The sequence below is a fragment of the Acinetobacter beijerinckii CIP 110307 genome, from assembly GCF_000369005.1.
In the GTDB taxonomy this organism is placed as follows: Bacteria; Pseudomonadota; Gammaproteobacteria; order Pseudomonadales; family Moraxellaceae; genus Acinetobacter; species Acinetobacter beijerinckii.
This window is the reverse complement of the sequence record NZ_KB849766.1, coordinates 1-26,260: the sequence shown is the minus strand read 5'-3', so window position 1 is coordinate 26,260 and position 26,260 is coordinate 1. Positions and strand designations below refer to the sequence as shown.

The 26,260-nt window shown below is 36.8% G+C and carries 26 protein-coding genes; 12 read left to right on the top strand and 14 right to left on the bottom strand.

Annotated elements, in window-relative coordinates:
- The first annotated feature begins 36 nt into the window (after window positions 1-36).
- From F933_RS13270 to F933_RS13255, 4 genes are all read left to right on the top strand, one after another.
- Window positions 37-612, top strand: coding sequence for a TerD family protein (locus F933_RS13270; RefSeq protein ID WP_005054281.1), 576 nt, complete (start codon window positions 37-39; stop codon window positions 610-612).
- A gap of 93 nt (window positions 613-705) precedes the next feature.
- The gene (locus F933_RS13265) at window positions 706-1,998 is read left to right on the top strand and encodes a VWA domain-containing protein (RefSeq protein ID WP_005061987.1); all 1,293 of its coding nucleotides are present in this window, start codon (window positions 706-708) and stop codon (window positions 1,996-1,998) included.
- 12 nt (window positions 1,999-2,010) lie between these two features.
- The gene (locus tag F933_RS13260; protein WP_005061979.1) at window positions 2,011-2,724 is read left to right on the top strand and encodes a TIGR00266 family protein; all 714 of its coding nucleotides are present in this window, start codon (window positions 2,011-2,013) and stop codon (window positions 2,722-2,724) included.
- A gap of 38 nt (window positions 2,725-2,762) precedes the next feature.
- Window positions 2,763-3,344 carry a TerD family protein gene (locus tag F933_RS13255; RefSeq protein ID WP_005061978.1) on the top strand — a complete coding sequence of 194 codons (582 nt, stop codon included), beginning with the start codon at window positions 2,763-2,765 and terminating at the stop codon, window positions 3,342-3,344.
- A gap of 61 nt (window positions 3,345-3,405) precedes the next feature.
- On the opposite strand, the gene F933_RS13250 is transcribed toward F933_RS13255, so the two are convergent.
- Both F933_RS13250 and F933_RS13245 read right to left on the bottom strand, forming a co-directional pair.
- On the bottom strand, window positions 3,406-3,849 hold the full coding sequence (locus F933_RS13250) for an acyl-CoA thioesterase (RefSeq protein WP_005061976.1): 444 nt from the start codon (window positions 3,847-3,849) through the stop codon (window positions 3,406-3,408).
- Window positions 3,846-5,006, bottom strand: a complete 1,161-nt coding sequence (locus F933_RS13245; RefSeq protein ID WP_005061975.1) for an iron-containing alcohol dehydrogenase — start codon at window positions 5,004-5,006, stop codon at window positions 3,846-3,848. The genes F933_RS13250 and F933_RS13245 overlap by 4 nt, the downstream gene beginning before the upstream one ends.
- Before the next feature lie 221 nt (window positions 5,007-5,227).
- Here F933_RS13245 and F933_RS13240 point away from each other — a divergent pair, with 221 nt between their 5' ends.
- From F933_RS13240 to F933_RS13225, 4 genes are read left to right on the top strand one after another with little or no spacing between them, the layout of a single operon-like run.
- Window positions 5,228-5,743, top strand: coding sequence for a low molecular weight protein-tyrosine-phosphatase (locus F933_RS13240; RefSeq protein ID WP_005061969.1), 516 nt, complete (start codon window positions 5,228-5,230; stop codon window positions 5,741-5,743).
- A gap of 13 nt (window positions 5,744-5,756) precedes the next feature.
- On the top strand, window positions 5,757-6,791 hold the full coding sequence (murB, locus tag F933_RS13235) for a UDP-N-acetylmuramate dehydrogenase (protein ID WP_005061967.1): 1,035 nt from the start codon (window positions 5,757-5,759) through the stop codon (window positions 6,789-6,791).
- 8 nt (window positions 6,792-6,799) lie between these two features.
- Window positions 6,800-7,933, top strand: a complete 1,134-nt coding sequence (locus F933_RS13230) for a YdcF family protein (protein WP_005061966.1) — start codon at window positions 6,800-6,802, stop codon at window positions 7,931-7,933.
- The gene (locus F933_RS13225; RefSeq protein ID WP_005061964.1) at window positions 7,933-8,964 is read left to right on the top strand and encodes an alpha/beta hydrolase; all 1,032 of its coding nucleotides are present in this window, start codon (window positions 7,933-7,935) and stop codon (window positions 8,962-8,964) included. The genes F933_RS13230 and F933_RS13225 overlap by 1 nt, the downstream gene beginning before the upstream one ends.
- Before the next feature lie 27 nt (window positions 8,965-8,991).
- Here the strand turns inward: F933_RS13225 and F933_RS13220 are convergent, their stop codons facing one another.
- Window positions 8,992-10,662: an FMN-binding glutamate synthase family protein gene (locus F933_RS13220; RefSeq protein WP_005061962.1), complete on the bottom strand. Its 1,671-nt coding sequence runs from the start codon at window positions 10,660-10,662 to the stop codon at window positions 8,992-8,994.
- A gap of 521 nt (window positions 10,663-11,183) precedes the next feature.
- On the opposite strand from F933_RS13220, the gene hppD reads away from it, so the two are divergent.
- Window positions 11,184-12,239, top strand: a complete 1,056-nt coding sequence (gene hppD, locus F933_RS13215; protein WP_005061961.1) for a 4-hydroxyphenylpyruvate dioxygenase — start codon at window positions 11,184-11,186, stop codon at window positions 12,237-12,239.
- Window positions 12,240-12,305: 66 nt separating this feature from the next.
- Here the strand turns inward: hppD and F933_RS13210 are convergent, their stop codons facing one another.
- The 4 genes from F933_RS13210 to fahA form a co-directional block, all read right to left on the bottom strand.
- On the bottom strand, window positions 12,306-13,085 hold the full coding sequence (locus tag F933_RS13210) for an IclR family transcriptional regulator (RefSeq protein WP_005061959.1): 780 nt from the start codon (window positions 13,083-13,085) through the stop codon (window positions 12,306-12,308).
- A gap of 271 nt (window positions 13,086-13,356) precedes the next feature.
- Window positions 13,357-13,905 (bottom strand): VOC family protein, encoded by a 549-nt coding sequence (locus tag F933_RS13205; protein ID WP_005061957.1) that lies wholly within the window; start codon window positions 13,903-13,905, stop codon window positions 13,357-13,359.
- 17 nt (window positions 13,906-13,922) lie between these two features.
- Complete coding sequence (gene maiA / locus F933_RS13200; RefSeq protein WP_005061955.1) at window positions 13,923-14,555, bottom strand: maleylacetoacetate isomerase; 633 nt, start codon at window positions 14,553-14,555, stop codon at window positions 13,923-13,925.
- Window positions 14,542-15,852, bottom strand: a complete 1,311-nt coding sequence (gene fahA, locus F933_RS13195; protein ID WP_005061953.1) for a fumarylacetoacetase — start codon at window positions 15,850-15,852, stop codon at window positions 14,542-14,544. The genes maiA and fahA overlap by 14 nt, the downstream gene beginning before the upstream one ends.
- 353 nt (window positions 15,853-16,205) lie before the next feature.
- On the opposite strand from fahA, the gene F933_RS13190 reads away from it, so the two are divergent.
- Window positions 16,206-17,594: an amino acid permease gene (locus F933_RS13190; protein WP_005061951.1), complete on the top strand. Its 1,389-nt coding sequence runs from the start codon at window positions 16,206-16,208 to the stop codon at window positions 17,592-17,594.
- 189 nt (window positions 17,595-17,783) lie between these two features.
- Window positions 17,784-18,950 (top strand): MFS transporter, encoded by a 1,167-nt coding sequence (locus F933_RS13185; RefSeq protein ID WP_212749954.1) that lies wholly within the window; start codon window positions 17,784-17,786, stop codon window positions 18,948-18,950.
- Window positions 18,951-18,956: 6 nt separating this feature from the next.
- Here F933_RS13185 and F933_RS13180 read toward each other — a convergent pair whose 3' ends face one another.
- Window positions 18,957-20,447, bottom strand: coding sequence for an amidase (locus tag F933_RS13180; RefSeq protein ID WP_005061947.1), 1,491 nt, complete (start codon window positions 20,445-20,447; stop codon window positions 18,957-18,959).
- A 203-nt stretch (window positions 20,448-20,650) separates the two neighbouring features.
- On the opposite strand from F933_RS13180, the gene F933_RS13175 reads away from it, so the two are divergent.
- Window positions 20,651-21,127: a hypothetical protein gene (locus tag F933_RS13175; protein ID WP_034711195.1), complete on the top strand. Its 477-nt coding sequence runs from the start codon at window positions 20,651-20,653 to the stop codon at window positions 21,125-21,127.
- Between the two features lie 47 nt (window positions 21,128-21,174).
- Here F933_RS13175 and accC read toward each other — a convergent pair whose 3' ends face one another.
- From accC to F933_RS13145, 6 genes are all read right to left on the bottom strand, one after another.
- Entirely contained in the window at window positions 21,175-22,539 is a 1,365-nt protein-coding gene (gene accC / locus F933_RS13170; protein ID WP_034711088.1) for an acetyl-CoA carboxylase biotin carboxylase subunit, read from the bottom strand.
- A gap of 17 nt (window positions 22,540-22,556) precedes the next feature.
- Window positions 22,557-22,979, bottom strand: coding sequence for an acetyl-CoA carboxylase biotin carboxyl carrier protein (gene accB / locus F933_RS13165; RefSeq protein WP_005061941.1), 423 nt, complete (start codon window positions 22,977-22,979; stop codon window positions 22,557-22,559).
- A 25-nt stretch (window positions 22,980-23,004) separates the two neighbouring features.
- Window positions 23,005-23,454 (bottom strand): type II 3-dehydroquinate dehydratase, encoded by a 450-nt coding sequence (aroQ, locus tag F933_RS13160; protein ID WP_005061939.1) that lies wholly within the window; start codon window positions 23,452-23,454, stop codon window positions 23,005-23,007.
- Window positions 23,455-24,191: 737 nt separating this feature from the next.
- Window positions 24,192-25,202 carry an ABC transporter substrate-binding protein gene (locus tag F933_RS13155; RefSeq protein ID WP_005061937.1) on the bottom strand — a complete coding sequence of 337 codons (1,011 nt, stop codon included), beginning with the start codon at window positions 25,200-25,202 and terminating at the stop codon, window positions 24,192-24,194.
- Window positions 25,203-25,784: an ANTAR domain-containing response regulator gene (locus tag F933_RS13150; protein ID WP_005054253.1), complete on the bottom strand. Its 582-nt coding sequence runs from the start codon at window positions 25,782-25,784 to the stop codon at window positions 25,203-25,205.
- Between the two features lie 123 nt (window positions 25,785-25,907).
- On the bottom strand, window positions 25,908-26,171 hold the full coding sequence (locus F933_RS13145; RefSeq protein WP_005061936.1) for a helix-turn-helix transcriptional regulator: 264 nt from the start codon (window positions 26,169-26,171) through the stop codon (window positions 25,908-25,910).
- Window positions 26,172-26,260: the final 89 nt, after the last annotated feature.

Sequence of the window (26,260 nt, the reverse complement as noted above, 5' to 3'; positions counted from 1 at the left end):
TCATTTAATTCAATAGTAGAATAGGGAGTATATTTCATGGCAATTAGTCTAACCAAAGGTGGAAATGTTAGCTTAACTAAAGAAGCACCTGGAATCACCAAAACAACAGTTGGTTTGGGTTGGAATCCACGTGTAACTGATGGCCAAGCATTTGATTTGGATGCGATTGCATTTCTTGTCACTGAAAGCGGTAAAGTACGTGCTGACAATGATTTTATTTTCTTTAACAACTTAAAATCATCAGATGGTTCAGTTGTACATAACGGTGACAACCGTACTGGTGAAGGCGCTGGCGATGATGAGACACTAAGTGTTGATTTAACTAAAGTACCTGCTGATGTAGCAAAAATTATTTTTGCTGTAACGATTTATGATGGTCAAGGTCGTAATCAAAACTTTGGTCAAGTTGGCGATGCTTATATCCGCGTATTAAATGATGCAGGCGGTAGTGAAATTGCTCGTTATGATTTATCAGAAGACAGCAGTACAGAAACAGCGATGATCTTTGGTGAATTATATAAACATGGTAGCGAATGGAAATTCCGTGCTATTGGTCAAGGTTTTGCTGGTGGTTTAGGTCCTTTAGCAGCATCTTTTGGTGTGGCTGTATAATCATTAAATGATTTAGTGATAGATGATGGTACTCAAGTATCATCATCTTAAAATTTATATAAATATAAATGAAAAAATAGGCAATTTTAGAATATGCTGAGCTTAATTCGTGGGCAAAAAATTAAATTAGATGATCTTCTACAAGGACAAAATTCTTTTTATATTCACATTCAATATCAAGCCAATTTCACCTTAGATATCGCTAGTTTTGGCTTAGATCCACAATATAAATTAAGCGATGAGCGTTATATGACGTTCTATAATCAACCTAAAACACCATGCCAAGCGGTGCAACTGACAGACAATCAAGTCCAGTCTAGTCATTTTATGATTGATTTGGAAAAATTACCGCAAGTCATTCAACATTTGGTTATGACCGCAGCGATTGATGGTCAGGCAATAATGTCGCAAACACAACAGATCACAGTTCAAATCCTGAATTTACAGCAGCAGGTCGTGGCTGAGTTTAGGCTTGATGGTCATACGTTCGATCAGGAACGTGCAGCAATGCTGATCGAAATTTATCGCAAAGATAATATTTGGCGATTAGCTGCAAATGGACAGGGTTTTAGTGCGGGTTTAGACGCATTGATTCAATATTTTGGTGGTGAGGTAGCCGAAGAAGCTGCTCCACAAATATCATCAACACCACAGTCAAACATTAATTTAAAGAAAAAATTGTCTTTAGAAAAAGCAGAAAAAACAGGCAATGCTTCGATTATTGACCTGACCAAAAAATCAATGGTTCAGTTAGAAAAGAAAAATTTACTTGGCATAACAGCTCGTGTTGCTTTGGTTTTAGACGCATCTGGTTCAATGGATGGACAGTATCGCCGAGGTGATGTTCAGAAAGTGGTTAATCGCTTAATGCCTTTAGCGATTCACTTTGATGACGACGGCAGTTTCGAATCTTGGGCTTTCGCTGCAAAAACAACACAGCTAGATGAAGTCACAATAAGTAACGTGAACGATTTTATCAACACGACCCAACGAGGTTGGAAAAATTGGCAAGTTGGAGCTCGTTTTAATCAAGAGATTCCTGCGATTGAAGCGGTGATAGATTATTATCAAAAATTCAAAGATAAAATACCTACCTTTGTGCTCTTTATTTCGGATGGTGGCGTAGGTAGTCGAAGAGAGATGCAAAAAATATTAACCCAAGCTGCAAAGTTACCTATCTTTTGGCAGTTTGTGGGGATTGGTGGGCGAGATTATGGGGCTTTAGAAAAATTAGATGATTTAAAAGGTCGAATAGTTGATAACTGTAATTTTTTTAGTTTAGATCGAATTGATAGTGTTTCAGATGATCGTTTATATGAATTGCTTTTAGATGAATTTCCTGACTGGTTAAACGCTGCAAAGCAGCAACAAATTATTGAAAATTAAGGAGCAAATTATATGGCTCAATTTACTTTAGTTGGTTCACCTGAACCTTTTTTACATGTTTCAATGCGACGTGGCGATAAAATTTTTTGCGAAAGTAATGCAATGGTTATGCTTGAAGATTCTTTAGAGCTTAAAGGTCGTCTACAAGGGGGCTTGATGCAATCTTTATTACGTCGTTTTGCTAATGAAGAGTCCTTATTTCAACAGCATATTGAGGCTGTACGTGGAGATGGTGATTGCCTGCTTTCAGCTACGCTTGATGGTGATATGCAAATCTTAGATGTTGGTGCAACACAGTATTTGCTGAGTGATGGGGCATTTGTTGCGGCACATGATTCAGTTGAAGTTAAGGCGAGATTGAATAGTAGCTTAGGTGGGGCTTTTTTTGGAAATACAGGTGGTTTTCTCGTCATGGAAACCAGTGGACAGGGTCAAGTTGTTGTTTCAGGTTGTGGAACTCTATTTGAGTTGGAAGTTGAACCGAATAAAGATGTGATTATTGATAATGGTCATGTTGTATGTTGGGATTCACGTCTAAATTATAATTTATCTCTTTCGACATCTCAAAATAGTGGATTCTTAGGAAATATTGTTAATAGTGTCACCAGCGGAGAAGGGATGGTATTACGTTTCTCTGGTAAAGGAAAAGTCATTATTTGCTCTCGCAATCGAAATAATTTCCTTCAATGGCTAATGTCAAAGTTGGGTCGTAATAATACAAATTAATTAATCACTTTTATCATGTGTTATGGAGTATAAACAAAATGGCTATTAATTTAGAAAAAGGGCAAAAAATCAATTTGCAAAAAGCTGATGGTACTAGCTTACAGCAAATTTTCCTTGGTGTAGGTTGGGATGTTGCTAAAAGCAAAGGCTTTTTAGGTTTCGGTGGCGGTAGTGCAGATATTGATCTTGATGCCTCAGTTATAATGTTTGATGAGAATAAACAAGTTTTAGATGTTGTTTATTTTGGACAATTGCGTAGTAAGGATGGCAGTATTAACCATTCCGGCGATAATCTCACAGGAGCTGGTGATGGGGATGATGAAGTGATTCGCGTAAACCTAAATCAAGTGCCAAGCCAAGTGAAATCGTTAGTTTTTACAGTTAGCAGCTTTCGCGGTCAAACTTTCGAAAAAGTTGAAAATGCTTTCTGTCGTTTGGTTGATCAATCAACTAATCAACAAATTGCGAGTTATAAATTGTCTTCGCAAGGTGGGCATACAGGTCTAATTATTGCAAAGATCTATCGTCATAATGATGCTTGGAAAATGCATGCGATTGGTGAAAATGTTCACGGACGTACTTTCCAAGATATCGTACCTTATGTTTTACCTCATATTTAAATATTTAAATAATAAGACTCATGTTAATGCCTACAATTGTTAAAATATTGTAGGCATTTTTTTAATAACATTGAAATTGATATTGTTCTAAAATTTTCCTCATCTCATTAGGAATTGTAGTACTTTTTCGATTTTCACGATCTACAAAAACATGAACAAAATGTCCTTGTGCAGCGGCAGTTGCTTGCCCTTGCTTAAAAATAGCCAACTCATATTTCAGTGAAGAGTTTCCGATTTTACCAATCGCGACTCCAACCTCAATGACTTCAGGAAATGAAAGTTCTTGCAGAAAGCTACAAGCGGAATCGACGACTAAACCAATAATTTCACTTTGGTGAATATCAAAATTTGTCTTTTGGATCAGTAATGAATTTGCCGCTGTATCGAAATAACTATAATAAGTCACGTTGTTTACATGACCATAAATATCATTGTCAGCCCAACGAGTTTGAATTGGTAAAAAGAACTTAAATTGGTTACGGGTTTTTAAGGTTGGCTTACTCATGAATAAATCGCCTGATAAATCTGTAAAGCATCTTGTTCGGTTATTTCCCTTGGATTATTTTGCAACAAACGAGTTTGCAACATAGCATCACGGGCTAATTGAGGAAGTTTAGACTCAGCAATATCCAAATCCTTGAGTTTCAAAGTTAAACCACTTTGATCCAAATGATTTTGCATATGATCTATAAATAAATCACAGAGACCATCCGTACAGCCTGTACTTCTTGGATCTAATAACTGCATTAATTCTGCATAATATCGTTTTGCTTGAGGGGCGTTAAACTTTAATACTTCCACAAGAACCAAAGCGTTGGTATGTCCATGAGACAGATGGAAGTGACCACCTAATGGATAAGCTAAGGCATGCACAGCACCAACTGGAGCATTAGCAAAGGCTTGTCCTGCAAGCATGGAACCAACCAACATATTTTGCCGAGCTTCAAGATCAGAACCATTTTTCAAAACTTTTGATAAATTATTGTTCAATAATTTCAGAGCATTTTTAGCTAACATATCTGCATAAAAGTTCTTTTTTAAATTTGAGGTATAGGCTTCAATTGCATGTACCATTGCATCAATGCCTGTTGCAGCAGTAATATGTGCTGGTAATCCTTGAGTAAATGTTGCATCTAAAATGGCGACATCAGCATATAAAATTGGAGAAACAACTCCCATTTTAGTGGTAGCGCCAGTGGTTACAATCGAAATTGGCGTCACTTCTGATCCTGTACCTGAAGTGGTGGGAATAAGAATTAAAGCTAATCGAGGAGCTTTTGCCTGGTTTACACCATATATTTCACTTAAATTTTGTTGTTGTTTAGGATGTGCGAGCAAAGCAATAATTTTTGCAACATCCATCGAACTACCACCACCAAAACCGATAATCACATCAATCTTTTCTTGTTTGGCGAAATCGACCGCTTCTAAAACAATATGTTCAGGAGGGTCGGCTTGTATATCTGAATAAATAATAGATTCAAGACCAATTTGTTGAAAAATATCTAAGATGGGTTGATGTAATTGATGCTGAATCATCCCTGCATCAGTCACCAGTAGCGCTTTATGGTAGTTTTTTTCTGATAAAACGTTTTTAAGTTCTTGTATAGAACCTAACCCAGCAATAATGTTGGGAACGGTTTGAAATTGAAACGAGTTCATACATACTTCCTTATACTTTGTTTTGTGAGTGTATTACTTAGATAGATTACTAAATTTCTCAAACTCATTCTTTGTATTATCTAAAAATATTCTTTGTATTATTTGCAGATAAATGTAAACAAAACCTTATAAATACAACATTTTTATATCATGATGCTATAGGCTTGATGGCTTAAATAAATTAACATAAGGCGTTCTAAAATGTAGTTTTTGGGGTGTTTATGCCATCCAAGACGCCGTATAAGGTCTTGTGTGTATGTTTAGGAAATATTTGCCGTTCGCCAACGGCAGAGGCAATTCTGAGACATTATTGTGATGCGCATAACTTAAATGTGTTCGTAGATTCAGCTGGTACAAGTAACTATCATCCAAATAAAGCTCCAGATCCACGCAGCCAAAAACATGCAAGTAAACGTGGTTATGATTTATCTGAATTAAGAGCAAGACAAATCACCTTAGATGATTTTGTTCAGTTTGATTTGATTTTAGCGATGGATCATGAAAATTTTGATGATATTCAAGTGCTTTTATCCAAAGCAGCACAGCAATTTGGAGCGAGTCAAATTCGTGCAAAAATAGCTTTGATGAGTGAGCATGATTCTCGATTTAAGCAACAAGGCGTTCCAGATCCATATTATGGCGGAGCTGATGGTTTTGATCGTGTACTTGATCAATGCGAGTCGAGTAGCGAAGCTTGGGTTGAGATTTTAACAAAGCAAATAAAAGCAGATTTGTAGGATTTAATTTAATATGCACGTACAAACGCAGGTTCAACTGAAAAATTTAAATACGTTGAATCTTAGCGCCATTGCTTCACACTATGTCAAAATCAATCAACCGAGTGATGCCATTGAAGCTTTAGCTTTTGCTAAAAAAAATGATCTGAATGTTCTGATTCTATCGGGTGGTAGTAATTTATTATTACCCGAACATATTCATGCCTTAGTTATTCATTTAAATATTCAAGGTATTGATCGAATCGATGAAGATGAAAACACGGTTACCGTTAAAGTAGGCGCTGGTCAAGTTTGGCATGATTTTGTCTTATATAGCACGCAACAACATTGGTATGGTTTACAGAATCTTGCTCTTATCCCTGGTTTAGTGGGTGCTTCACCAGTACAAAATATTGGTGCTTATGGTGTTGAAGTAGGAGAGTTCATCGAATCAGTCCAAGTTTATGATCGTGAGCTTCAACAATTTAGTTCTATCCTGAGTCAAGATTGTAATTTTGCATACAGACACAGTCGTTTTAAAGAAGAACCAAACCGTTACATTATCTTAAGTGTTACATTCAAATTGCTTAAAAAAGCTGCTTTAAAGTTGAGTTATGGTGATCTCCAGCAGGCTATGGCAGATGAACTCACTGCTGAAAACCTGCAAAACAAAGTTATTCAGATTCGTCAAAGTAAACTGCCAAATCCAAAAGATTTTCCAAATGTTGGCAGCTTTTTCAAAAATCCAATTTTAACCCAAGCTGCATTTGACAAAATTTCTCAACAATTTCCTAACACTCCTCATTATCCTCAAGCAAATAGCGATGTTAAAGTGGCAGCAGGTTGGTTGATTGATCAAGCGGGTTGGAAAGGCAAGCAACTAGGCACGGTTGGAATGTTCCACAAACAAGCCTTAGTGTTAGTCAATTATGCTGATGCAACTTTGGCAGATGTCAAAAAGACATATCAAGCAGTACAATTTGATGTAAAACAAAAGTTTAGTATTCAGTTGGAACCTGAACCTGTGCTATACAGTGAACAGGGTTTAATTCAAGCTCATGGTGATTGAGGAGACTTATGGCTAAAGTGCATTGGATGGTCAGTTTAGTACGGGTAATAACGATATTATTCGTGCTGTTAGGCTGTTTTGTACTTTTTTTATATTCACCTTTTTATTCGCAAATGATTGTAAAAAGTTTAAACCATTTTGTTCCTGTCGATGTCAATGAGGTCGCGGCACAAAGTCAAAAACCTGCTGCGTTAAGTGAGCATGAAACTTTAGAACCTGGTTCAAATTTATGGATTGCTCGGCAAGCCTATCTGAAATTAATGGAAAAAACCTTTCAGTCTGAAAAGCCTGAAGATTTAAATTTGATCCAAGCACGATATAAATTACTGCAAGAGTTGATCGTTCAAGAGCAAGACCAAGAAAACGAAGATCAAGAAAAACAGCCAAGCATTCCTTTGAGGGTTGAAAATTCTGAACAAGAGCAAGAAAGTTCGGCTGTCGCTGTAAGTGAACCGATTGAGTTTCTCAAATGGAATACTGCTGATAATCAGGCATTAATAGATAAGTATGTGGTTTTTTTGGAAACATATCCTATCGATTTATCTATAAACCAAGACGAAAAAGATGAGACCAATAAAGATTTAGCGGAACTCAAAAAAAATAAAGATCAGCTCAGCGAGCTACAAAACTTTTCTCAGCCGAATGCCATTGTAGTGCTTGGTGGCGGATTGAAGTTAGGGGAAAATGGCAAAGATATTGTGGTAAATAACTACACCCGATTGCGTCTAGAGAAAACCCTTCAGGTTGAGAAAAAATATGATTTACCGATTGTATTAAGTGGTGTAGAAGCTCCATATATGCAAGCTTGGTTAAAAGAACGGGGGATTGAAGCAAAATTGCTTGAAAATAGAAGCATGAATACCTGTGAGAATTCCCGATTTAGTTCTTTGCTACTGCAAAAGAAAGGTGGCGCGCCTACGGTTATCTTGATTACAGATGAGTATCATATGCCTCGGACTCGCCGTTTATTTGCATTGAATGGGATAGAAACAGTACCCGTTGTTGCACCTATGCCAACGACTTTAACGACTTGGCGACCAAGTGAACAAAATTATGATCATAGTCGTCGTGCAAACTATGAAATGCTTGCTACTATTCGTGATATGTTGTTTGGCTCAAGTGATTGTCGAGAGATACCATAATGTCCAATATTCCATTTTTAAATCCGACAATTTTAAAACAATTAGATTTACCTATTCCTAATCGAGAAACGACACCACAAGTTTTAGAACCACTTGATTTATCTAAATTAATAACTGAACCATCGAAACCACTTCAGGCATATCGAAAACTGTATGGTTTGCATCTGCTAGAGTGCGAGCATTGGCAGGGATATGTGGAAATGGCTTTATTCCGTTTACATGTACAAGTTTTTCAGCCAAAACAAGAAAAAATTCAAGGAACTGTTTGTTTATTACATGGCTATTTAGAGCATAGTGGTATTTATCAGCCCATTATTAAAGAAATTCTAGATCAAGGCTTTAGCGTCATTACTTATGATCTTCCTGGGCATGGATTAAGTAATGGCTCTCCAGCAAGTATCCAAAATTTTGACCATTATCAACAAGTGTTGCATGCAGTTTATGATGCTGTTCATGAAGCGATACAATTACCAAAACCTTGGTTAGGTATAGGGCAAAGTACGGGTGGTGCGATTTGGATGCATCATTTGTTAGCGTTTGCCGAACGAAGAGAAGATCCAATTGTGGATCGAGTACTTCTTTTGTCTCCTTTAATACGCCCAGCAAAAACGGCTTGGTGGCATAACTCAGTTGGACTTGGCATTATCCGCAGAATTAAAAGTCAAGTACCGAGACATTTCCGTCGTAATAACCATAATCCAGAATTTCTAAGATTTATTCGTTTAACTGATCCGCTACAGCCTCGTATGATGGGAATGGACTGGATACTAGCGATGTCGAAATGGATGTTAGAGATGGAGCAACGACCAGCTTGTCGTATCCCTGTATGGCTAGCACAAGGTGCGCTCGATCAAACTGTTGATTGGCGCTATAACATTGAATATATTCGTCGTAAGTTTAGATTACAGACCTTGTTAATGTTAGAAGAGGGTTCTCACCAGCTCATTAATGAGCGTGCAGATATTCGCGCAGCATTAACAGGTTTAATTCCAGCTTTCTTACATGCAAAACCAAATCACCACTATTACTAGTGGTGATTTGGTATTTAATCATCAGAATTAGAACGTTTTAGCGTCTGCCAGTTTCCACATTCTGTAATAGAAGTTTTCTTCATCGTTTAATTCATTACTTAATAACTCATTTTCTTTTAAGAAAAAGTGAATTTGAGCATAGTTTTTGATTTCACGGTCATTCATACGTTGAGCTAAATGATGTGCTTTGATATCTGATGGATGCTTAAGACCTGCCGCCGCAATCATTTCAGACAAGGCATGTAAAGTATTCTTGTGAAAGTTAAAAACACGTTCCGCTTTACTAGGTACATTAATGGCTTTTTGGCGATCTTTATCTTGTGTTGCAACACCTACGGGACATTGGTTGGTATGACAGCTTTGTGCTTGAATACATCCAACGGCAAACATGAACCCACGTGCAGAATTGACCCAGTCTGCGCCTAATGCAAAGGTGCTGGCAATATCAAAGGCACTAATAATTTTGCCACTTGCTCCAATTTTAACTTGGCTACGTAAACCTGCACCGACTAAGGTATTGTGAACAAATCGTAATCCTTCTCGCAAGGGGGTGCCAATATAGTCGCTAAACTCAATTGGTGCTGCACCAGTGCCACCTTCAGAACCATCAATTACTACAAAGTCTGGAACAATTTTGGTTTCTAGCATGGCTTTTACAATACTCATAAATTGCCAAGGTTGACCAATACATAGTTTAAATCCAACTGGCTTACCTCCAGAAAGTTCTCTAAGCTTCTGAATAAAATGCATCATTTCAATAGGGGTATTAAAACTTGGATGCTTAGCAGGAGAAATACAATCATGGTCTCTTGAAACGCCACGGATTTGGGCGATTTCTTCGGTAATTTTGTGCTTTGGTAAGATTCCGCCATGTCCAGGTTTTGCCCCTTGAGACAGTTTAAGCTCAATCATTTTAATTTTTGGATTTTTAGCTTGTAGAGCGAATTTTTCAGGATCAAATAATCCTTCTGCTGTACGGCAGCCAAAGTAACCGCTCGCAATTTGCCAAACGATATCACCGCCATTTTCTAAGTGATAAGGGCTAAGACTTCCTTCACCAGTGTCATGATAAAAATTACCTAAATGAGCACCTTTATTTAAAGCTCGAATGGCATTAGCACTCAAACTTCCAAAGCTCATTGCTGAAATGTTCATAATCGATGCGCTATAAGGTTGGCTACATTGACTATTACCAATAAGCACTCGAAATGTACTTGAATCAGCAGGTGGACAAGGTGCAATAGAGTGAACGATGAAACGATAATTAGGCTCATAAACATCGACAATAGAACCAAAAGGTTTATCCGCATTTTCATTTTTAGCACGTTGATAGACCAAGCTGCGTTGCATGCGAGAGAATGGTAAAGCATCTTGATCTGATTCGATAAAATATTGCCTAATTTCTGGACGAACATCCTCGAAAATAAAGCGGAAATGTCCCAGAATTGGATAATTTCTTAGAATTGCATGCTTCTTTTGTAAGAGGTCGTGTAAACCAACCACACTGAGTAAACTGGTCACGAGCCACAATCCATTCAATAAAGTATCTGAAATAAAATAATAAATTGAATGTGGTGTATAAGTGAACTTAAACCAAGTAATAGTTAATGCGGTAAAAATACAAAGAAACCAAACAGAATGTCTTGAAAAGAAAGTATTAAGTAATTTATGTCTTATCGCTTGTGCTGGGCTAGCCATAGACAATTTTTTCCTATAATTAAGCAGTATCCAAACCATGCCAAGAACCAAACTGATCTACAAGTAACGAATTGTTAGACTTGAGAATTATTCTCTTCTTAAAGTAATAAAATATTGTCTTATTTATTTGCTATTACTCATTTTATCTTTTGTTGAATTTTGATATGGAATTTATCATTTTAAGACCTTATTCTAATGAAATATCAATTAAATTTAAGTCAGTATAAAATTTAATAATTACATAATGCATAATTAAATTATGTATTGCATAAATTAATTCTTTCTTGTAGCATGGGTATATGGTTGAGAGCCAATACAGAGAAAGGTATTTCTCAAAGCACTGTTGGCTCAGTTATGGAAAGAAAAAGTGTAACAAGGACGCTTTAGTAGATGTATAAAACGCCTTTTACCTTTTCTATTAAGCTGTGTTGTTATGATTTATGTTTGAGTTTAAATGCTTATGCATAAAACATTGGGCGCAGAATTAAAACGGATGAATTTATCTAAATAAGGGAAACTAGATGGACATTTTAGATAACCCATTAGAACTATGTGGTTTTGCTTTTATTGAATTTGTTTCGACGGAAAATGGATTAGATCAAATTTTTGAGACGATTGGTTTTTCCAAAGTTGCAAAACATAAATCTAAAAAAGTTTATTTATGGCGACAAGGTAACATCAATATTATCTTGAATTATCAGCCGGAATCTTATGCTTCATTCTTCTTCAAAGAACATGGTCCTTCGGCTTGTGCGATGGGTTTTAGAACTCGTGATGCAGCAAAAGCATTTAAAAATGCAATTGAACTTGGTGCAGAGCCAATGTACACGCAAGCGGGTCCAATGGAGTTAAATATTCCTGCAATTAAAGGAATTGGTGGTATGCCAATTTTCCTTGTAGATCGGGATATTTATGAAAATGATTTTATTTTCTTTGATGATGTAGATAAAAATCCAAAAGGTGCAGGTTTAAATGAAATTGATCATTTAACGCACAATGTATATAAAGGCCGTATGGATTATTGGGCAAATTTCTACGAGAAAATTTTTAATTTCCAAGAAATTCGCTATTTCGATATTAAAGGTGAATACACAGGTTTAACCTCTAAAGCACTTACAGCACCTGACGGTATGATTCGTATTCCATTGAATGAAGATTCAGATAAAGGGAATGGACAAATTGCAGAATTCTTAGCTGATTTTAATGGTGAAGGGATTCAGCATATTGCATTTATCACTGATGATTTAATTTCGACTTGGGATAAGTTAAAAGGCTTAGGTCTTCAGTTTATGACACCTCCGCCTGAAACATACTATGAAATGCTAAAAGAGCGTTTACCAGAGCATGGCGAGCCAACAGAAGAACTGCAAAAACGCGGTATCTTACTGGATGGAAATACCAAAGAAGGTGAGAAAAAATTGTTATTACAGATTTTCTCGCAAAACATGCTTGGACCAGTTTTCTTTGAGTTTATTCAACGGAAAGATGATGATGGTTTTGGTGAAGGTAACTTCAAAGCATTATTTGAATCTATAGAGCGCGATCAAATCCGTCGTGGTGTATTAGAAGCAAAATAATAAATAAAAGTTATCGAAAAAAAAAAGCCAAGATAAAATTCTTGGCTTTTTGTTTATCTCTAATCATTATCGAGTTTGAATATATTGATTGATCAGAGCTACTTCCTGTTTAAATAATTCCAGTTTTTCACTGCCTTTGTGAACAGGTAAAAACATTTCACTATCTAAAGCCACGATACAGAATTCCATCGAGCGATGTGCATTAAAAATGGGTAAGCCAACCGCATTTATCCCTACAAGTAAATCACCTTGAGCGATTGCCATACCGAGTTCTAAAGTATTTTCTTTTAACGCTAGAAAATCATCCCAGTTTTTAGGCTTAACTGAATACCCATTCTGAGACGCTTTATCCCACTCGTTTTGCATCATCGGCTTAATAACAGCTTCGGGAAGGTAAGACGCAAAAACACGACCTGCTGCTGAGTTGACCAAAGGCATGATTGAACCGACTTTAGTCACAATAGAAATAGGGTGATTAGATTCTATTGATTGCACAACCAAAGGACCTTGTGGCGACCATTTACTGATTTGAATGCCACAACCAATTTTGCTTTGCAGGTCATAAATTAAATGTTGAACGAGCTGTAGCACATCAGTATGTTGAATACAGCTTAAACCTAAGCGCCAAGCTTGATCACCTAAGGCATATTGACCAGCTTCAAGTTGTTTTGCATAGTTCATTCTGATGAGACTAACCAAATAGCGGTGCACTTTAGCTGGGTGCATATCTAGCTTGCTCGATAAATCTTTAAGAATAATCGGCTTATTATGTTCTAAAAGCGCATTGAGTACAGCTAAACCCACCTCAAGAGATTGAACTCCACCAGATAACTTTTCTTCAATCATTCAATAACCCTTAGTTTGCTATTTTCAAGCCGTATACATTTACTATCAGTAGATCGATCCATTTCGATCACATCATGCCTGAGTGATCAGTAAAATAGAAATCATCTTTTTGAATGATATAAATAGGTGAATTGTATAAGCATATCGCTATTCATCTATTTAGTTTTATCACATAAAAAATAGAATGTTTAAATTAAAACAATAAAAATCGGTATTGATGTCAGGGGACTTCAATACCGATTCAATAAGACATCGACTAATGAGCTTAGAGTTATGCTCCTAGCTCATCCTCATGTAAGAAATGTGTGTGGTGTGGTGCGCGTTTGGTACGACTCCATTCATCTAACATTTCAAGTTTCATTTCTTCGGTAATACGCGCAATTTTTGCATCGGCATGACGATCGTTATAGGTCAATTCTAAACGATGTCCATTTGGATCAAAGAAGTAAATTGAGTGGAAGATACCATGATTGGTGACACCCAAAACTTTCACGCCTTGAGATTCAAGATGTTCCTTAGCAATCATCAAAGTTGCTTGATCTTCCACTTCAAAGGCAATATGTTGTACCCATTGCGGAGTATTTTCATCACGACCCATTTCAGGTTGAGTAGGAAGCTCGAAAAATGCCAAGACATTTCCTTGACCAGCATCAAGAAACAAATGCATATAAGGATCAAATGCTTTAGTTGAAGGTACGTGATCTTCTGCAAACGCCAAAATGAAATCCATGTTTAGCATTTGTTTATACCATTCTACGGTTTCCTTCGCATCTTTACAGCGATATGCTACATGATGAATTTTTTTAATTGCAAAGCTCATAGAAAACTCCTTTTATCTTATTCCCAATCTGGTTGTTGTTCTGGAACAGCATGTAAAAATGCAGGAATGGTTAAACAGTGTTGATAGATAGATTCAATTTTGGGAAAAGGACTCAAATCAACTTTAAAACGTTTCGCGTTATAGACTTGAGGGATTAAACAACAATCTGCAAAAGTGGGTTGCGTTCCAAAGCAAAACTGCCCATTTGAATGTTCTAATTGTGCTTCGAGACTTTTAAAGCCTTCGACAATCCAGTGTTGATACCAATATTTCTTTTGTTCATCATTTAACGAAAGATCGTTTTGTAAATATTTCAAAACTCTTAAGTTGTTTATTGGATGAATATCACAGGCAATCGATTGAGCAAAAGCACGAACTTTGGCGCGTTCTATAACGTCTTTTGGTAGTAAAGGTTGAGTTGGATATTGCTCTTCCAAATATTCCAAAATACTGATGGATTGTGAAAATGTATGAGCATCATCAATAAGTACAGGTACCAGTTGACTTGGATTGATCGCTTTGTAACTTTCGAGCAACTGTTCATTTTTTACTAAATGAACAGGTTCGGTTTCATAGCTCAATTTTTTAAGATTTAATGCGATTCGGACGCGGTACGCAGCAGAGCTACGAAAGTAACTATACAGTTTCATACTGTTCAACCTCAGTTTCATTGAAGTCAAATGTATGTGCAGAAAGAATGGTATTTTCAACTTGCCCGAAACCAATACGGATACCATCTTTTTCACAATAGCCTTTCATGATGACGCGATCACCATCTTCTAAAAAGCCACGTTTTTCACCGTTTGAAAGTGTGAGCGGTTTTGTCGTATTCCATGTTAATTCAAGTAGGCTACCGTAAGAATTTTCAGCAGAACCAGAAATTGTGCCTGAACCCATTAGATCGCCAACTTGTACATTACAACCAGCAATAGTGTGATGTGTAAGTTGTTGAGCCATAGACCAATACATATATTTGAAATTGGTTTCACAAATGACATCTGTTTGTTCTGAATCAGGTGTTTGCACTTCGACACTCAGATGAATGTCATAACTATTAGTAGCAATATTTTCTTGTAAATAATGAAGAGGTTTTGGATGTTGTTCAGGCCCTTTAACTTTGAAAGGCTCTAGTGCATCCATTGTCACTACCCATGGAGAAATCGCGCTCGCAAAGGTTTTTGCATTAAAAGGACCTAATGGAACATATTCCCACTGTTGAATATCACGTGCAGACCAGTCGTTGAGTAAAACCATTCCGAAAATATGATCCCAAGCATTATTAATTGAAATTGGTTGACCTAGCTGAGTTGGTTTTCCAATAATAAATGCTGTTTCTAATTCAAAATCGAGCTTACGTGTTGCTGAAAATACAGGGCGCTCATTATTTGGAAGTTTAATTTGACCTGATGGGCGAACAATATCAGTTCCGCTTACAATCACCGAACTTGCACGACCATTGTAGCCAACAGGTAGCTCACTCCAGTTTGGCAATAATGCATTTTTAGGATCTCTAAACATGGTACCAACATTGGTTGCATGCTCTTTAGATGAATAGAAATCGGTATAGCCCGACACTTGAATTGGTAGGTGTAAAGTTACGGTATTTTTTGAGAATAAAACACGATTACGCAAATCACTATTTTCTTGAAGAATAGGATTATCTACTGAAAGTAAACTCTGAATTGTTTTGCGAACATGTTGCCAATTCTGTTTACCAGATTCGATAAATTGATTCAGTGTTGGTTGATTGAAATAGTTTATATTTCCTTCAAGATTCAAAAGACCTTCAGACTCTAACAGGGCAAGATCAAGTACCCATTCACCGATTGCAATGCCAACTTTCTTGGTGCTTTTAGGTTCTTCGCTAAAAATGCCATATGGCAAATTATGTATTGTGAAATCTGATTGCGGATCAATTTCAAGAAAAGATGTTAATTGATTTGCCATGATTTGCTTTCCTTGTCTCTAATTTTTTAAAAACCGATCTAAATAATTTTTCTCAACTGTTTAATTTGTTGAAAGTCCTAAATATAATTTTATTTAAGACTTTGAGACATACAGTGAGCAGTGAAAAAATGATGCTTTATGATTTATATCATACTTAAATAATTTAATTATGCAATACGTAATTAAATTACATTATTCATAATAATTGTTATTTATTGAATTTTCTGTTTATATGCGCGGTTACGAGAAAAGTAAATTAATTATTTTTCTTTCAACGCTAGATATTCTTGATTAATTTATGATATACGTAATTTAATACAAAAAAATTACGTGACAAGGATGAGAATAATCATATGTCAAAACAACAGCAAGGAAACCTGCAACACGGTTTAAGCAATCGGCACATCCAGCTTATCGCGCTAGGTGGTGCGATTGGTACAGGACTATTTCTTGGTATTTCGCAATCAATCAAACTTGCGGGACCGTCCGTTATTTTAGGATATGCAATTGCCGGATTAATTGCGTTTCTAATGATGCGGCAGTTAGGTGAAATGGTAGTACAAGAGCCTGTCAGTGGTTCTTTTAGTCATTTTGCCTATAAATACTGGGGGGCATTTGCGGGCTTCATGTCAGGCTGGAATTATTGGGTACTCAATATTTTAGTCTGTATGGCAGAATTGAGTGCAATTGGACTCTATATTCAGTATTGGTGGCCCGAAATACCAACATGGGCTTCAGCCTTGGCTTTCTTTTTATTGATAAACGGTATCAACTTATTACATGTAAAGCTTTTTGGTGAAATGGAATTTTGGTTCTCTATCATCAAAATTTTAGCAATCTTGGCAATGATTGGGTTTGGTTCATATCTACTTGCAACAGGCACTGCTGGGCCACAAGCCAGTATTAGTAACCTTTGGGCATTAGGTGGATTCTTTCCATTTGGTGTAGAAGGTCTCGTTATGGCAATGGCCGTGATTATTTTCGCTTTTGGCGGGATTGAACTATTTGGTATTACGGCTGCTGAAGCGCGTGATCCTGACAAAACTTTACCTAAAGCTGTTAACCAAATTATTTATCGTATTTTGATTTTCTATATCGCAACATTATTTATTTTATTTGCTTTATTTCCTTGGAATCAAATGGCAAATGGCGGTAGTCCTTTTGTTATGGTATTTGCTTCACTCGATAGCCATGGTGTGGCAACGATGTTGAACTTCGTTATTTTGACTGCTGCTGTTTCAGTTTATAACGGGACAAGTTATTGCAGTAGCCGCATGTTATTAGGTTTGGCACAACAAGGCAATGCACCTAAATTTCTTGAAAAAATCAATAAAAATGGTATTCCTACCAATGCGGTTTTAGTGTCGGCATTCGTGACCGTTTTGTGTGTGTTGTTAAATTATGCATTTCCAGAAAAAGCATTTGGTTTACTGATGATGTTGGTTGTTGGAGCAATTGTAATTAACTGGATCGTTATTTCTTGGACTCATTTAAAGTTCAGAAAAGCAATGCAGACACAAGGGCAGAGCACTAAATTCCCAAGTATCGCTTATCCATTTAGCAATTATCTTTGCATCATTTTTATGCTTGGTATTCTCGTTGTGATGTCACTCACTCCAGATATGCGTATCGCCGTGATGATGATTCCAGCATGGATTCTTTGTTTAATGCTGGCATATTACTTAAAGCAGCGTAGGTTGAGAAACGCACAACCAAGTGTCGCATATAATGCCGATGTGTAAATTTTAAATAAATATTGTAGTAGATGAATAGGGGCTGAATTTTCAGCCCTTTTTTTATAACCAAAACAAGCAGCCATTTCAAAAACAAAGTATAAATAGCAAATTAAAGTGTTAAATCAGTTAAAATTAAACACGAACAACAAGGCAGATCATTTGTTGTTAATTTTATTTTTTTAATAGGCTTGAGACTTGTTTAAACATTTAAGTATCCAAACACGATTGGGTGGTTTTTACCTATTTTATTATTCAATCGTTGGAACATTCATGCCTTATTGGAACTTGTATCTACAAGATCAGGGCTTCAATTATGAGGAAATCGGCATTCTTTCTTCGATTGCCATTATCACACGTTTTTTTGCACCACTAATTTGGGGCTGGATTGCCGATAAATCTGGCAAACGCATGCTCTTAGTAAGAATTGCGACATGGATGGAAGCCTGTATTTGGTTTGCAATATTTATCATTCCAAATAGCTTTCAAGCAGTGGCTTTGCTGATGTTAATTTTTAGCTTTTTCCAAAATGCAATTTTAGCTCAATTTGAGGGCGTGACGTTATTTTGGTTGGGTGAAAAACGAGCAGAACTGTATGGTAAAGTTCGTAAATGGGGTTCAGTGGGTTTTATTTTGGGTGTGTTTTTGATTGGAGCACTATTAGAAATTATCCCAATTTCTATGCTTCCAGTATTGCTATTAGCAATTTCATTCCTCGCATTTTTATGGTCTTTTACGATTAAAGAACCTGAACATGCTCCAAGTTCACAGAAAAAATTAGAATCATTAATCCCTGTTTTAAAAAAACCTATTGTTGCTGCATTTTTTATTATTGAGTTTATCTTACTTTTTTCCCTAGCGCCTTTTTATAGCTTTTATAGCAATTTTTTAAAAGAAATAGGATTTAGTACGACCCAAATCGGTAGCTTGTGGGCGATGGGAGTCATCGCTGAAATTGTAATGTTTGCTGTGGCACAAAGAGTATTTTTTACACGCTTTTCATGGCGGAATTTGGTCATCGTTTGTCTGCTATTAACCAGTCTACGATGGTACTTGGTCTCAATTTTAGAGAGCAATTATATTGGACAATTGCTCACTCAATGCCTACATGCATTTAGTTTTGGGCTATTCCATTTGATCGCAATGAAAGTGATTTTTCAGAATTTTTCGGCAGAGCAACAAGGTCGTGGACAAGCTTTGTATAGCACGATGTGGGGCTTGGGTGTTGCATCTGGAAGTTTATTGGCAGGGCATTATTGGCAAATACTTTCTGGTGAAACGATTTTCTTAATTGCAAGTTTAGTCGTACTTTTAGGCTTGCTCTTGGTGATATGGCTGCCGAATCGAATTGAAACAGCAGCCTAAGGTGAGTTAAATTTGAATATTTTTATACTGATGCAACCAAGATTGAGCTTGTTCAAGCTGTGCAGCCAGTTGAAGTAACCGATCTTCACGACCAAATGGTGCAATAAACTGGCTACCTAAAGGTAGTCCTTGTTTGTTCCAGTAAAGCGGTACAGACATAGCAGGCAAACCAGTGACATTTGCCAACTGTGTAAATGGTACCCAACTTAAATTGTTCTGCACCATCTTTTCCACCAATTTTCCTTGTGCCAAATAATGGGCTTTCCCAAGTTTGAGCAATCCTTTCAAAATTGGTTTTTGCCAAGCAGGGGTTGCCACTTCACCATTTTTTGGCGCGACAGATGCTGTGCTAGGTGTCAAATAAAGATCATATTTTTCAAAGAATAGATTCATTTGAGTGCTATAAAGTCCCCAATTGTTGAGTGTATTAATATATTCGGTGGCTGTTGTTTTTGCTCCAAAAGCAGCTAAAGCAATCGAGTCCAATTCAAAATCACGATCAGTTGCACCCGACATTTGTTTAATCTGTGCTTGCATATAGGTAAATTGACTAAACCACGTTGTAATAAAGTCTTTTGCTAATTCTAAACCATTTATGAGTGGGGTATCCTCAACCACAGTATGCCCCAAAGATTCTAATAATTTCGCTGTTTGCTGAACTGCTTGAATTGCATCTTTTGAAACTTTGGTGCCGATTGGCGATTTTGTGCTAAATGCAATTCGGAGTTTTTTGGGTGTTTGTTGAATGACCTCAAGATATTTTTGTTGAGGTGTTTCTATTCTAAATAGCGAAGTTTGTTCAGGTCCTTGTACAACATCAAGCATCGCAGCACTGTCACGAACTGTTTTGCATAAAACATGTTGCATCGCTGCACCATGCATCGCTTCGCTATATTGTGGTCCCCATGGTGTACGACCTCGACTGGGTTTCAATCCAAACAAACCACAATATGAAGCAGGAATACGAATCGAGCCACCGCCATCACCAGCACCCGCAATTGGAACTATACCTGCTGCTACAGCAGACGCTGAACCTCCAGAAGATCCACCACTATTGTGTTTTAAGTTCCAAGGATTATGACATGAACCCCATGCATCAGGTTCAGTAATTCCTTTAATACCAAACTCAGGTGTGTTGGTTCGACCAAACGTAATGATCCCGGTTTGTTCCCAACGATTTACGATTTCTGCATTAAAGTCAGGCGTATAATTGATCTTTTTTAGCGAATGGCTTCCATATGATGTAGGAATACCTTTGTATTCTTGAAATAGATCTTTGACTAAAAATGGAACGCCAGCAAACGCACCAGAAAGTGTTTGTTTAGAGCGTTGTTTTGCATGCTCATACATTGGAATAATAATGGCATTAAGTTTAGGATTCACTTTGTCACTTCGCTCTAGTGCGATTTTTAACAATTCAGAAGGATGAATTTCTTTATTTTTAATTAACTGGGCTAATCCTAGACCATCATATTGTACGTATTCGGCAAAATTCATGGCTTTTATCCCTAAAGCTATTTTATTGGTAAAATCAAATTAATGAAGCGTTGAAAAACAGAATACCTGAAAAAAATTGCAGAACAATCAAATAAATTAGATGATAAAAATATTGTGTCTATATGGTTATGAATGCATGTTTTTCTCAAAAAATATGCTAATTTAACCCAATGCACCGTTTAGATGACGACTTAATTAAATCTATGAAAAATATTTATATTATTGGATTATTATGGGCTTGCTCAACATGGACTATGGCAGAGACGGTAGTAAATGATAAAGAAGTAGCGGCACAACAAATTGCTAAGGCAAATGCGATTCGTGTTACCACTCGACCAGAGATCATGGGGCTTTGGGGGATGGAAATTCCGAATAATAAAAAATGTGTTGAATATTACAACTTTCGCGGTTCAAATGAAGTGGTAATTAAAAGCGGTCAAGAATGGTCTTACGGCTTATATGATTATCAGCCTTCGGAAGACCACAAAGAGCGTTTACCTGCTCTAGTTCTTCAAATTAAATACGATAACAATCTGATGGATTGTTCAGGGCAGCAACAAGATCAGACTGGCGAGGTATCACAGTACTTTGTGAAATGGTCAAATGATCACACGATTGATTTTTGTGCTAATGAAAAAGGCGAGAAATGCTTTGCAACACTACGTCGTGTATTGCCTTAAATTCTAAAGATATAAAAAAAGCCTCTTAGATATTAAGAGGCTTTTTTTTATGCTTTTTCAGCTTTAGGTTCAAGCTGCTTTAGTAAATGTTTTTCTAAATAATGAATATCCATTGCTTGTTCACAGAAATTCTTATCTTTTAAGATCAGATCTTTGTGCAAAGGAATATTGGTTTTGATACCCGTCAAAATCATTTCATCAAGTGCTTGACGCATACGAGCTAAACAAGTTTCACGGTCTTTGCCATGTGAAATCAATTTTGCAATCATAGAGTCATAGTATGGAGGAATACTATAGCCTTGATAAATATGAGAATCTAAACGAATGCCTGCGCCACCAGGAGCATAGAAACTTTCGATTTTTCCTGGAGAAGGCAAGAACGTCGTTGGGTCTTCAGCATTAATACGGCATTCAATTGCATGACCTTTGACTTCGATTTGACTTTGTTCAAGCTCTAAGCCTAAACCAGCAGCAATTCGAAGTTGTTGTTCAATAATATCAACACCTGTTACCATTTCAGTCACAGGATGTTCAACTTGGACACGTGTATTCATTTCAATGAAGAAGAATTCGCCATCTTCGAACAAAAATTCAAATGTACCAGCACCACGATATTGCATTAACTTACAGGCATTCACACATGCTTCTAAAATATCAGCACGTGCTTGCTCAGGTAAGTTTGGAGCAGGGGCTTCTTCTAAAACTTTTTGATGACGACGTTGTAAAGAACAGTCACGATCATATAAGTGAATCGCATGACCATTGCCATCACCAAGAATCTGAACTTCGACATGACGAGGTTTCTGTAAGAAACGTTCCATGTAAACCGTATCATCGCCAAACCACATTTCTGCATCGCGTTGTGCGGCTTGAACTGATTCAAGTAATGTATCTACACGTTCTACAATTCGCATCCCACGACCGCCACCACCTGAAGCAGCTTTAACAATCAAAGGGAAGCCAATTTCTTTTGCTTCGGCAAGTGCATTATTTGGCGTAACAGCGTGAGCAGAACCAGGAACTGTAGGAACACCTGATTTTTTCATTGCCATAATTGCGGAAACTTTGTTCCCCATGAGACGGATATGTTCAGGGCGAGGGCCAATAAAAATGAAACCAGAACTTTCTACAATTTCAGCAAACTCTGCATTTTCTGATAAGAAACCATAACCAGGGTGAATCGCATCAGCGCCTGTAATTTCTGCGGCAGTAATAATTGCAGGAATATTCAAATAGCTTTCGCTACTTGCACCTGGTCCAATACACACCGCTTCATCTACAAAACGTAGATGCATTAGATCCTTATCTGCATCTGAGTAAATGCCGACTGTTTTAATACCAAGCGTTTTACAAGCCCGCGTGATTCGCAAAGCGATTTCACCACGGTTTGCAATCAGTACTTTTTGCAACATAGAAATCCCCAAGCTCATTAAGCGCGGTAGCGGAAAAGCGGTTGACCAAATTGGATGACTTCACCATTTTTCACTAAAATTTCTTCAATTACGCCGCTCTTGGTTGCTTCAATTGGGTTCATGATTTTCATTGCTTCAATGATACCCAAGGTTTCACCAGCAGAAATGGTTTGACCAACGTTCACAAACGGTGCTTCGCCAGGGCTAGGAGCAGAATAAAACACACCAACCATAGGCGATGTTTCTACTGCGCCGCGTGGGGTCTTAGCTGCTGGAGCTGCTGGAGTAGAGCTTGTTGGTGCTGCCGCAATTGGAGCCGCTGCAAAAACTGGAGTTGGACGAGTCAATGAAATGGATTGATCACCTTCCTTAACTTCAATCGCCTGCAAGTCAGATTCAATCATCAAGTCGATGAGCTTCTTGATTTTACGGATATCCATGAGTGAGCATTCCTAAATGTTTGGATTAATTAGAAGATTGAATTTTTTCAATTGCGTAATCGAGTGCAAAGCTATAACCCTTAGCACCTAAGCCACAAATCACGCCAATGGCTTTATCTGATAAATACGAGTGGTGACGAAATGCTTCACGAGTGTGAACATTTGACAAGTGAACTTCAATATATGGTATTGCGACACCTAACAGGGCATCACGAAGAGCTACAGATGTATGGGTAAGTGCAGCTGGATTAATAATAATAAATTTGACGCCATCGATTTGTGCTTGATGGATACGATCAACAATTGCACCTTCCCAATTACTTTGGAAAGTTTCTAATGTTAAGGATACATTTTTAGCTTGAGCGATGAGTTGCTGGTTAATATCATCTAAGGTGAGATAACCATAAACTTCTGGTTCGCGCTTTCCTAGCAAGTTCAAATTCGGTCCGTGAATCACCAAAATGGTTGAGCTCATTCAGCCTGCTCCAATTCTATAACTGCAAATGTTTTTTGCAAGATGTCTGCAAAGTTTGCTTATTATGGCATATAATTCTGCATTTTTTATATAAATTGTTTTTATCAACGAAGAAAACTGCATACCAAGCATGGTGCATATAATGAAAACTTTGCAAGGAAATGGCAATGTTAAAATATGACAAATTTTAATAAGTTTTATTTTTTATTATAATAAACTGAAATCGCTTATTTCGTGGATGTAATTTGTGTAACTCAGAAGTCACGTGTTTACATAATTGTTGATTAAACAAAAAAAATGACATGAAAGCCGACTGTAGTATTAAGTTGTATATTGCCAATTATGAGTAAATAATAATCTTGTAATTTTGATTTAAATATATGTTTTTAAAAATTTTAAATTTATATTTTGGAGTTGGCGGAGGTTTATGTCTGAAAATTAAATGGGTTGTTAAAAAAAGATGTTAGGGATGATTGATTAATCTACAAGGTGTAGGCATAAGCAAAAGGCTATATTCAGTTCAATCTAGAGAGCTATTCTCAATAGTTACAAGCATCATCACATATGCTTATTGGCAAAAAACATGAATTGTGAAGTTTTGTATGGTTGCAAATGATATGAAATTGTCTGAAAAAGATAAGTCGTTCCAATTAAGCTATGTTTACTTAAGAGAATATTTTGATTGGTATATTCTCTTAATGGTCTTTCAAGGCTGCCTTTTAAAAGGCAGCTTTTTTTTATTCAGCGGCAAGAGCATAGGTTTCTGGTAGTAAACAACCCAACGCCTCACTTGTATATGAAGCTGACTTTAATGATAAATTATTCCATTTCTTCATTTGTACAAATAGCCATTCGAAATCATCGACTTTAGGAATTGCACTATCCTGAATAAAGTTTCGAATGATGTTTTGAATCGCAAAATATTTTTCAACATGAACTTCGGCTGAGCAATCAAATTGTACAACTTCAAAATTAACTAAAAGTTGCCAAACAGGATCGAAGTCTTTTAACTCACGAAGTTCTTGCTGTGCTTTTAAAATCGCTTTAGTTAAATGAATTAATGTATTGGGATTTTGTTGCGCCCATTCTTTAGTTACAGCTAAAACTTTATCTGCGACATTTGGAATGATGTGCTGACTTGAGCAAATAATATGGCTCAAGCCTTGTATCTCAGATTGAGTGTTCCAAGGTTCTCCTACACAGAAACCATCAATTAAATGATTGCTCAGCGCTTCAACCATATACGGTGGAGGAAGTGTTTTAACTTGAATTGAATGAGCTAGCTTTTCATCTGCTAGAGCCAACCATTCTCTCAAACAATAATGATGAATTGAATGCTGAAACACATGGGCTAAAGAGACAGAATTGTTTTCTTGAATAAAACTGACCAATTTTTGTGCCGAAATTTCAGCGCTATCTTCAGTATGAATCGCTAACTCATAGCATAATTTTTGACTTAAACTAATAAATGCGCGATTTTCGCTTAACACTAACGGTGTTTGTAGTGCTATACCGATTTGATCTGCACCAACAGCAGCAGCAGGAAGCATTGCAGATAAACAATGTGCAGCATCTAACAATCCAAATGCCAGTCGGTCTCTCAGACTTGCCCAAGATGCTTCTTTCACTAAGGTAACATTCAAACCAAATTCAGCAAAAAAGCCTCTTTCTTTTGCCCAAAGTAAAGCAACACAATCAAGTAAAGGAATATAACCAAGTTGCAATTCGGTTTTTTCTAAACTGCTCATTTATTCATCCTTTGTATGATTGTTTAAAAGCTGTTGTGCATCAAGTAATCGCCGTGCCATTTCACCAATGGTCATTCGATGACTCATTGCATTTTTTCTAAGTAGTTGAAAGGCTGTATCTTCAGTTAGATCATGCAATTTCATTAACAATACTTTTGCCTTATCAACGTCTTTTCTATCCGCTAGTTTGGTTTTTGCATCTTTTAAATCGCCTTCTAATTTTTTATGTTTCTTATATTGTTCAATTGATATATCTAAAATAGTGTGTAGGCGTGAAGGGTCAAGACCATCGACGATATAAGCTGTAATACCAGCATCAATGGCTTGTTTAATCGTATCTTTATCGGTGTTTTTGGTAAATAAAACAGTCGGTAGATCAAAATTACTGACACAGCTTTCGATCACATCTCGATGTGGATGATCCATATCTAGCAGAATAATGTCTGCTTGAAGATGCTCTAATTTAAAAATATTGAGATGATCTAGGGTAAAGCATGCAACGACTTCAAAGCCATGTTCAATTAAACTGGTCTTGATATAGTCAGCCCGAGCCTGATCATCGTCAATGAGTGCAATTTTCATATTAACCTATTGAATTATAAGGGTGATTGAAAATTTCATTTTATTGTTACCCGTATAGTTACCCGTTTAATCTGATTGCCTATACAATGCAAAAATAATGCCCGCTATTTGCGGGCTACTACATCAGATTACTTTTTTATGCTCTTCTACCTTTTTCTTGACGTAGGAAGCATACCAAAAAACATCTTTTGGGCTTAATCTAATCGGATTTTCTATTTCACCACACTTAATCATGCCATAAAACTTATCTTTCTCAATAGAAAGTAATTTCATAAATTCATTAGCGCGCACACGTCGATCAATAACAGTGCTTTGTTTAGAAAGCTCATCAAGTTTATGCACCATTTTCTCTATGGTTGATGCATCTACAGTAGTTATCTGCACCATCTTAAAGCACCTCCATATATATTGCTGTTAATTAGGTCGCTTAATAATTTGAATTGAAAGTTATCAATTTCATCTTTGATACTAGACAT

Coding starts and splice junctions, on each gene's coding strand:
- F933_RS13270 (WP_005054281.1), top strand. CDS start 37: ATGGCAATTAGTCTAACCAAAGGTGGAAATGTTAGCTTAACTAAAGAA.
- F933_RS13265 (WP_005061987.1), top strand. CDS start 706: ATGCTGAGCTTAATTCGTGGGCAAAAAATTAAATTAGATGATCTTCTA.
- F933_RS13260 (WP_005061979.1), top strand. CDS start 2,011: ATGGCTCAATTTACTTTAGTTGGTTCACCTGAACCTTTTTTACATGTT.
- F933_RS13255 (WP_005061978.1), top strand. CDS start 2,763: ATGGCTATTAATTTAGAAAAAGGGCAAAAAATCAATTTGCAAAAAGCT.
- F933_RS13250 (WP_005061976.1), bottom strand. CDS start 3,849: ATGAGTAAGCCAACCTTAAAAACCCGTAACCAATTTAAGTTCTTTTTA.
- F933_RS13245 (WP_005061975.1), bottom strand. CDS start 5,006: ATGAACTCGTTTCAATTTCAAACCGTTCCCAACATTATTGCTGGGTTA.
- F933_RS13240 (WP_005061969.1), top strand. CDS start 5,228: ATGCCATCCAAGACGCCGTATAAGGTCTTGTGTGTATGTTTAGGAAAT.
- murB (WP_005061967.1), top strand. CDS start 5,757: ATGCACGTACAAACGCAGGTTCAACTGAAAAATTTAAATACGTTGAAT.
- F933_RS13230 (WP_005061966.1), top strand. CDS start 6,800: ATGGCTAAAGTGCATTGGATGGTCAGTTTAGTACGGGTAATAACGATA.
- F933_RS13225 (WP_005061964.1), top strand. CDS start 7,933: ATGTCCAATATTCCATTTTTAAATCCGACAATTTTAAAACAATTAGAT.
- F933_RS13220 (WP_005061962.1), bottom strand. CDS start 10,662: ATGGCTAGCCCAGCACAAGCGATAAGACATAAATTACTTAATACTTTC.
- hppD (WP_005061961.1), top strand. CDS start 11,184: ATGGACATTTTAGATAACCCATTAGAACTATGTGGTTTTGCTTTTATT.
- F933_RS13210 (WP_005061959.1), bottom strand. CDS start 13,085: ATGATTGAAGAAAAGTTATCTGGTGGAGTTCAATCTCTTGAGGTGGGT.
- F933_RS13205 (WP_005061957.1), bottom strand. CDS start 13,905: ATGAGCTTTGCAATTAAAAAAATTCATCATGTAGCATATCGCTGTAAA.
- maiA (WP_005061955.1), bottom strand. CDS start 14,555: ATGAAACTGTATAGTTACTTTCGTAGCTCTGCTGCGTACCGCGTCCGA.
- fahA (WP_005061953.1), bottom strand. CDS start 15,852: ATGGCAAATCAATTAACATCTTTTCTTGAAATTGATCCGCAATCAGAT.
- F933_RS13190 (WP_005061951.1), top strand. CDS start 16,206: ATGTCAAAACAACAGCAAGGAAACCTGCAACACGGTTTAAGCAATCGG.
- F933_RS13180 (WP_005061947.1), bottom strand. CDS start 20,447: ATGAATTTTGCCGAATACGTACAATATGATGGTCTAGGATTAGCCCAG.
- F933_RS13175 (WP_034711195.1), top strand. CDS start 20,651: ATGAAAAATATTTATATTATTGGATTATTATGGGCTTGCTCAACATGG.
- accC (WP_034711088.1), bottom strand. CDS start 22,539: ATGTTGCAAAAAGTACTGATTGCAAACCGTGGTGAAATCGCTTTGCGA.
- accB (WP_005061941.1), bottom strand. CDS start 22,979: ATGGATATCCGTAAAATCAAGAAGCTCATCGACTTGATGATTGAATCT.
- aroQ (WP_005061939.1), bottom strand. CDS start 23,454: ATGAGCTCAACCATTTTGGTGATTCACGGACCGAATTTGAACTTGCTA.
- F933_RS13155 (WP_005061937.1), bottom strand. CDS start 25,202: ATGAGCAGTTTAGAAAAAACCGAATTGCAACTTGGTTATATTCCTTTA.
- F933_RS13150 (WP_005054253.1), bottom strand. CDS start 25,784: ATGAAAATTGCACTCATTGACGATGATCAGGCTCGGGCTGACTATATC.
- F933_RS13145 (WP_005061936.1), bottom strand. CDS start 26,171: ATGGTGCAGATAACTACTGTAGATGCATCAACCATAGAGAAAATGGTG.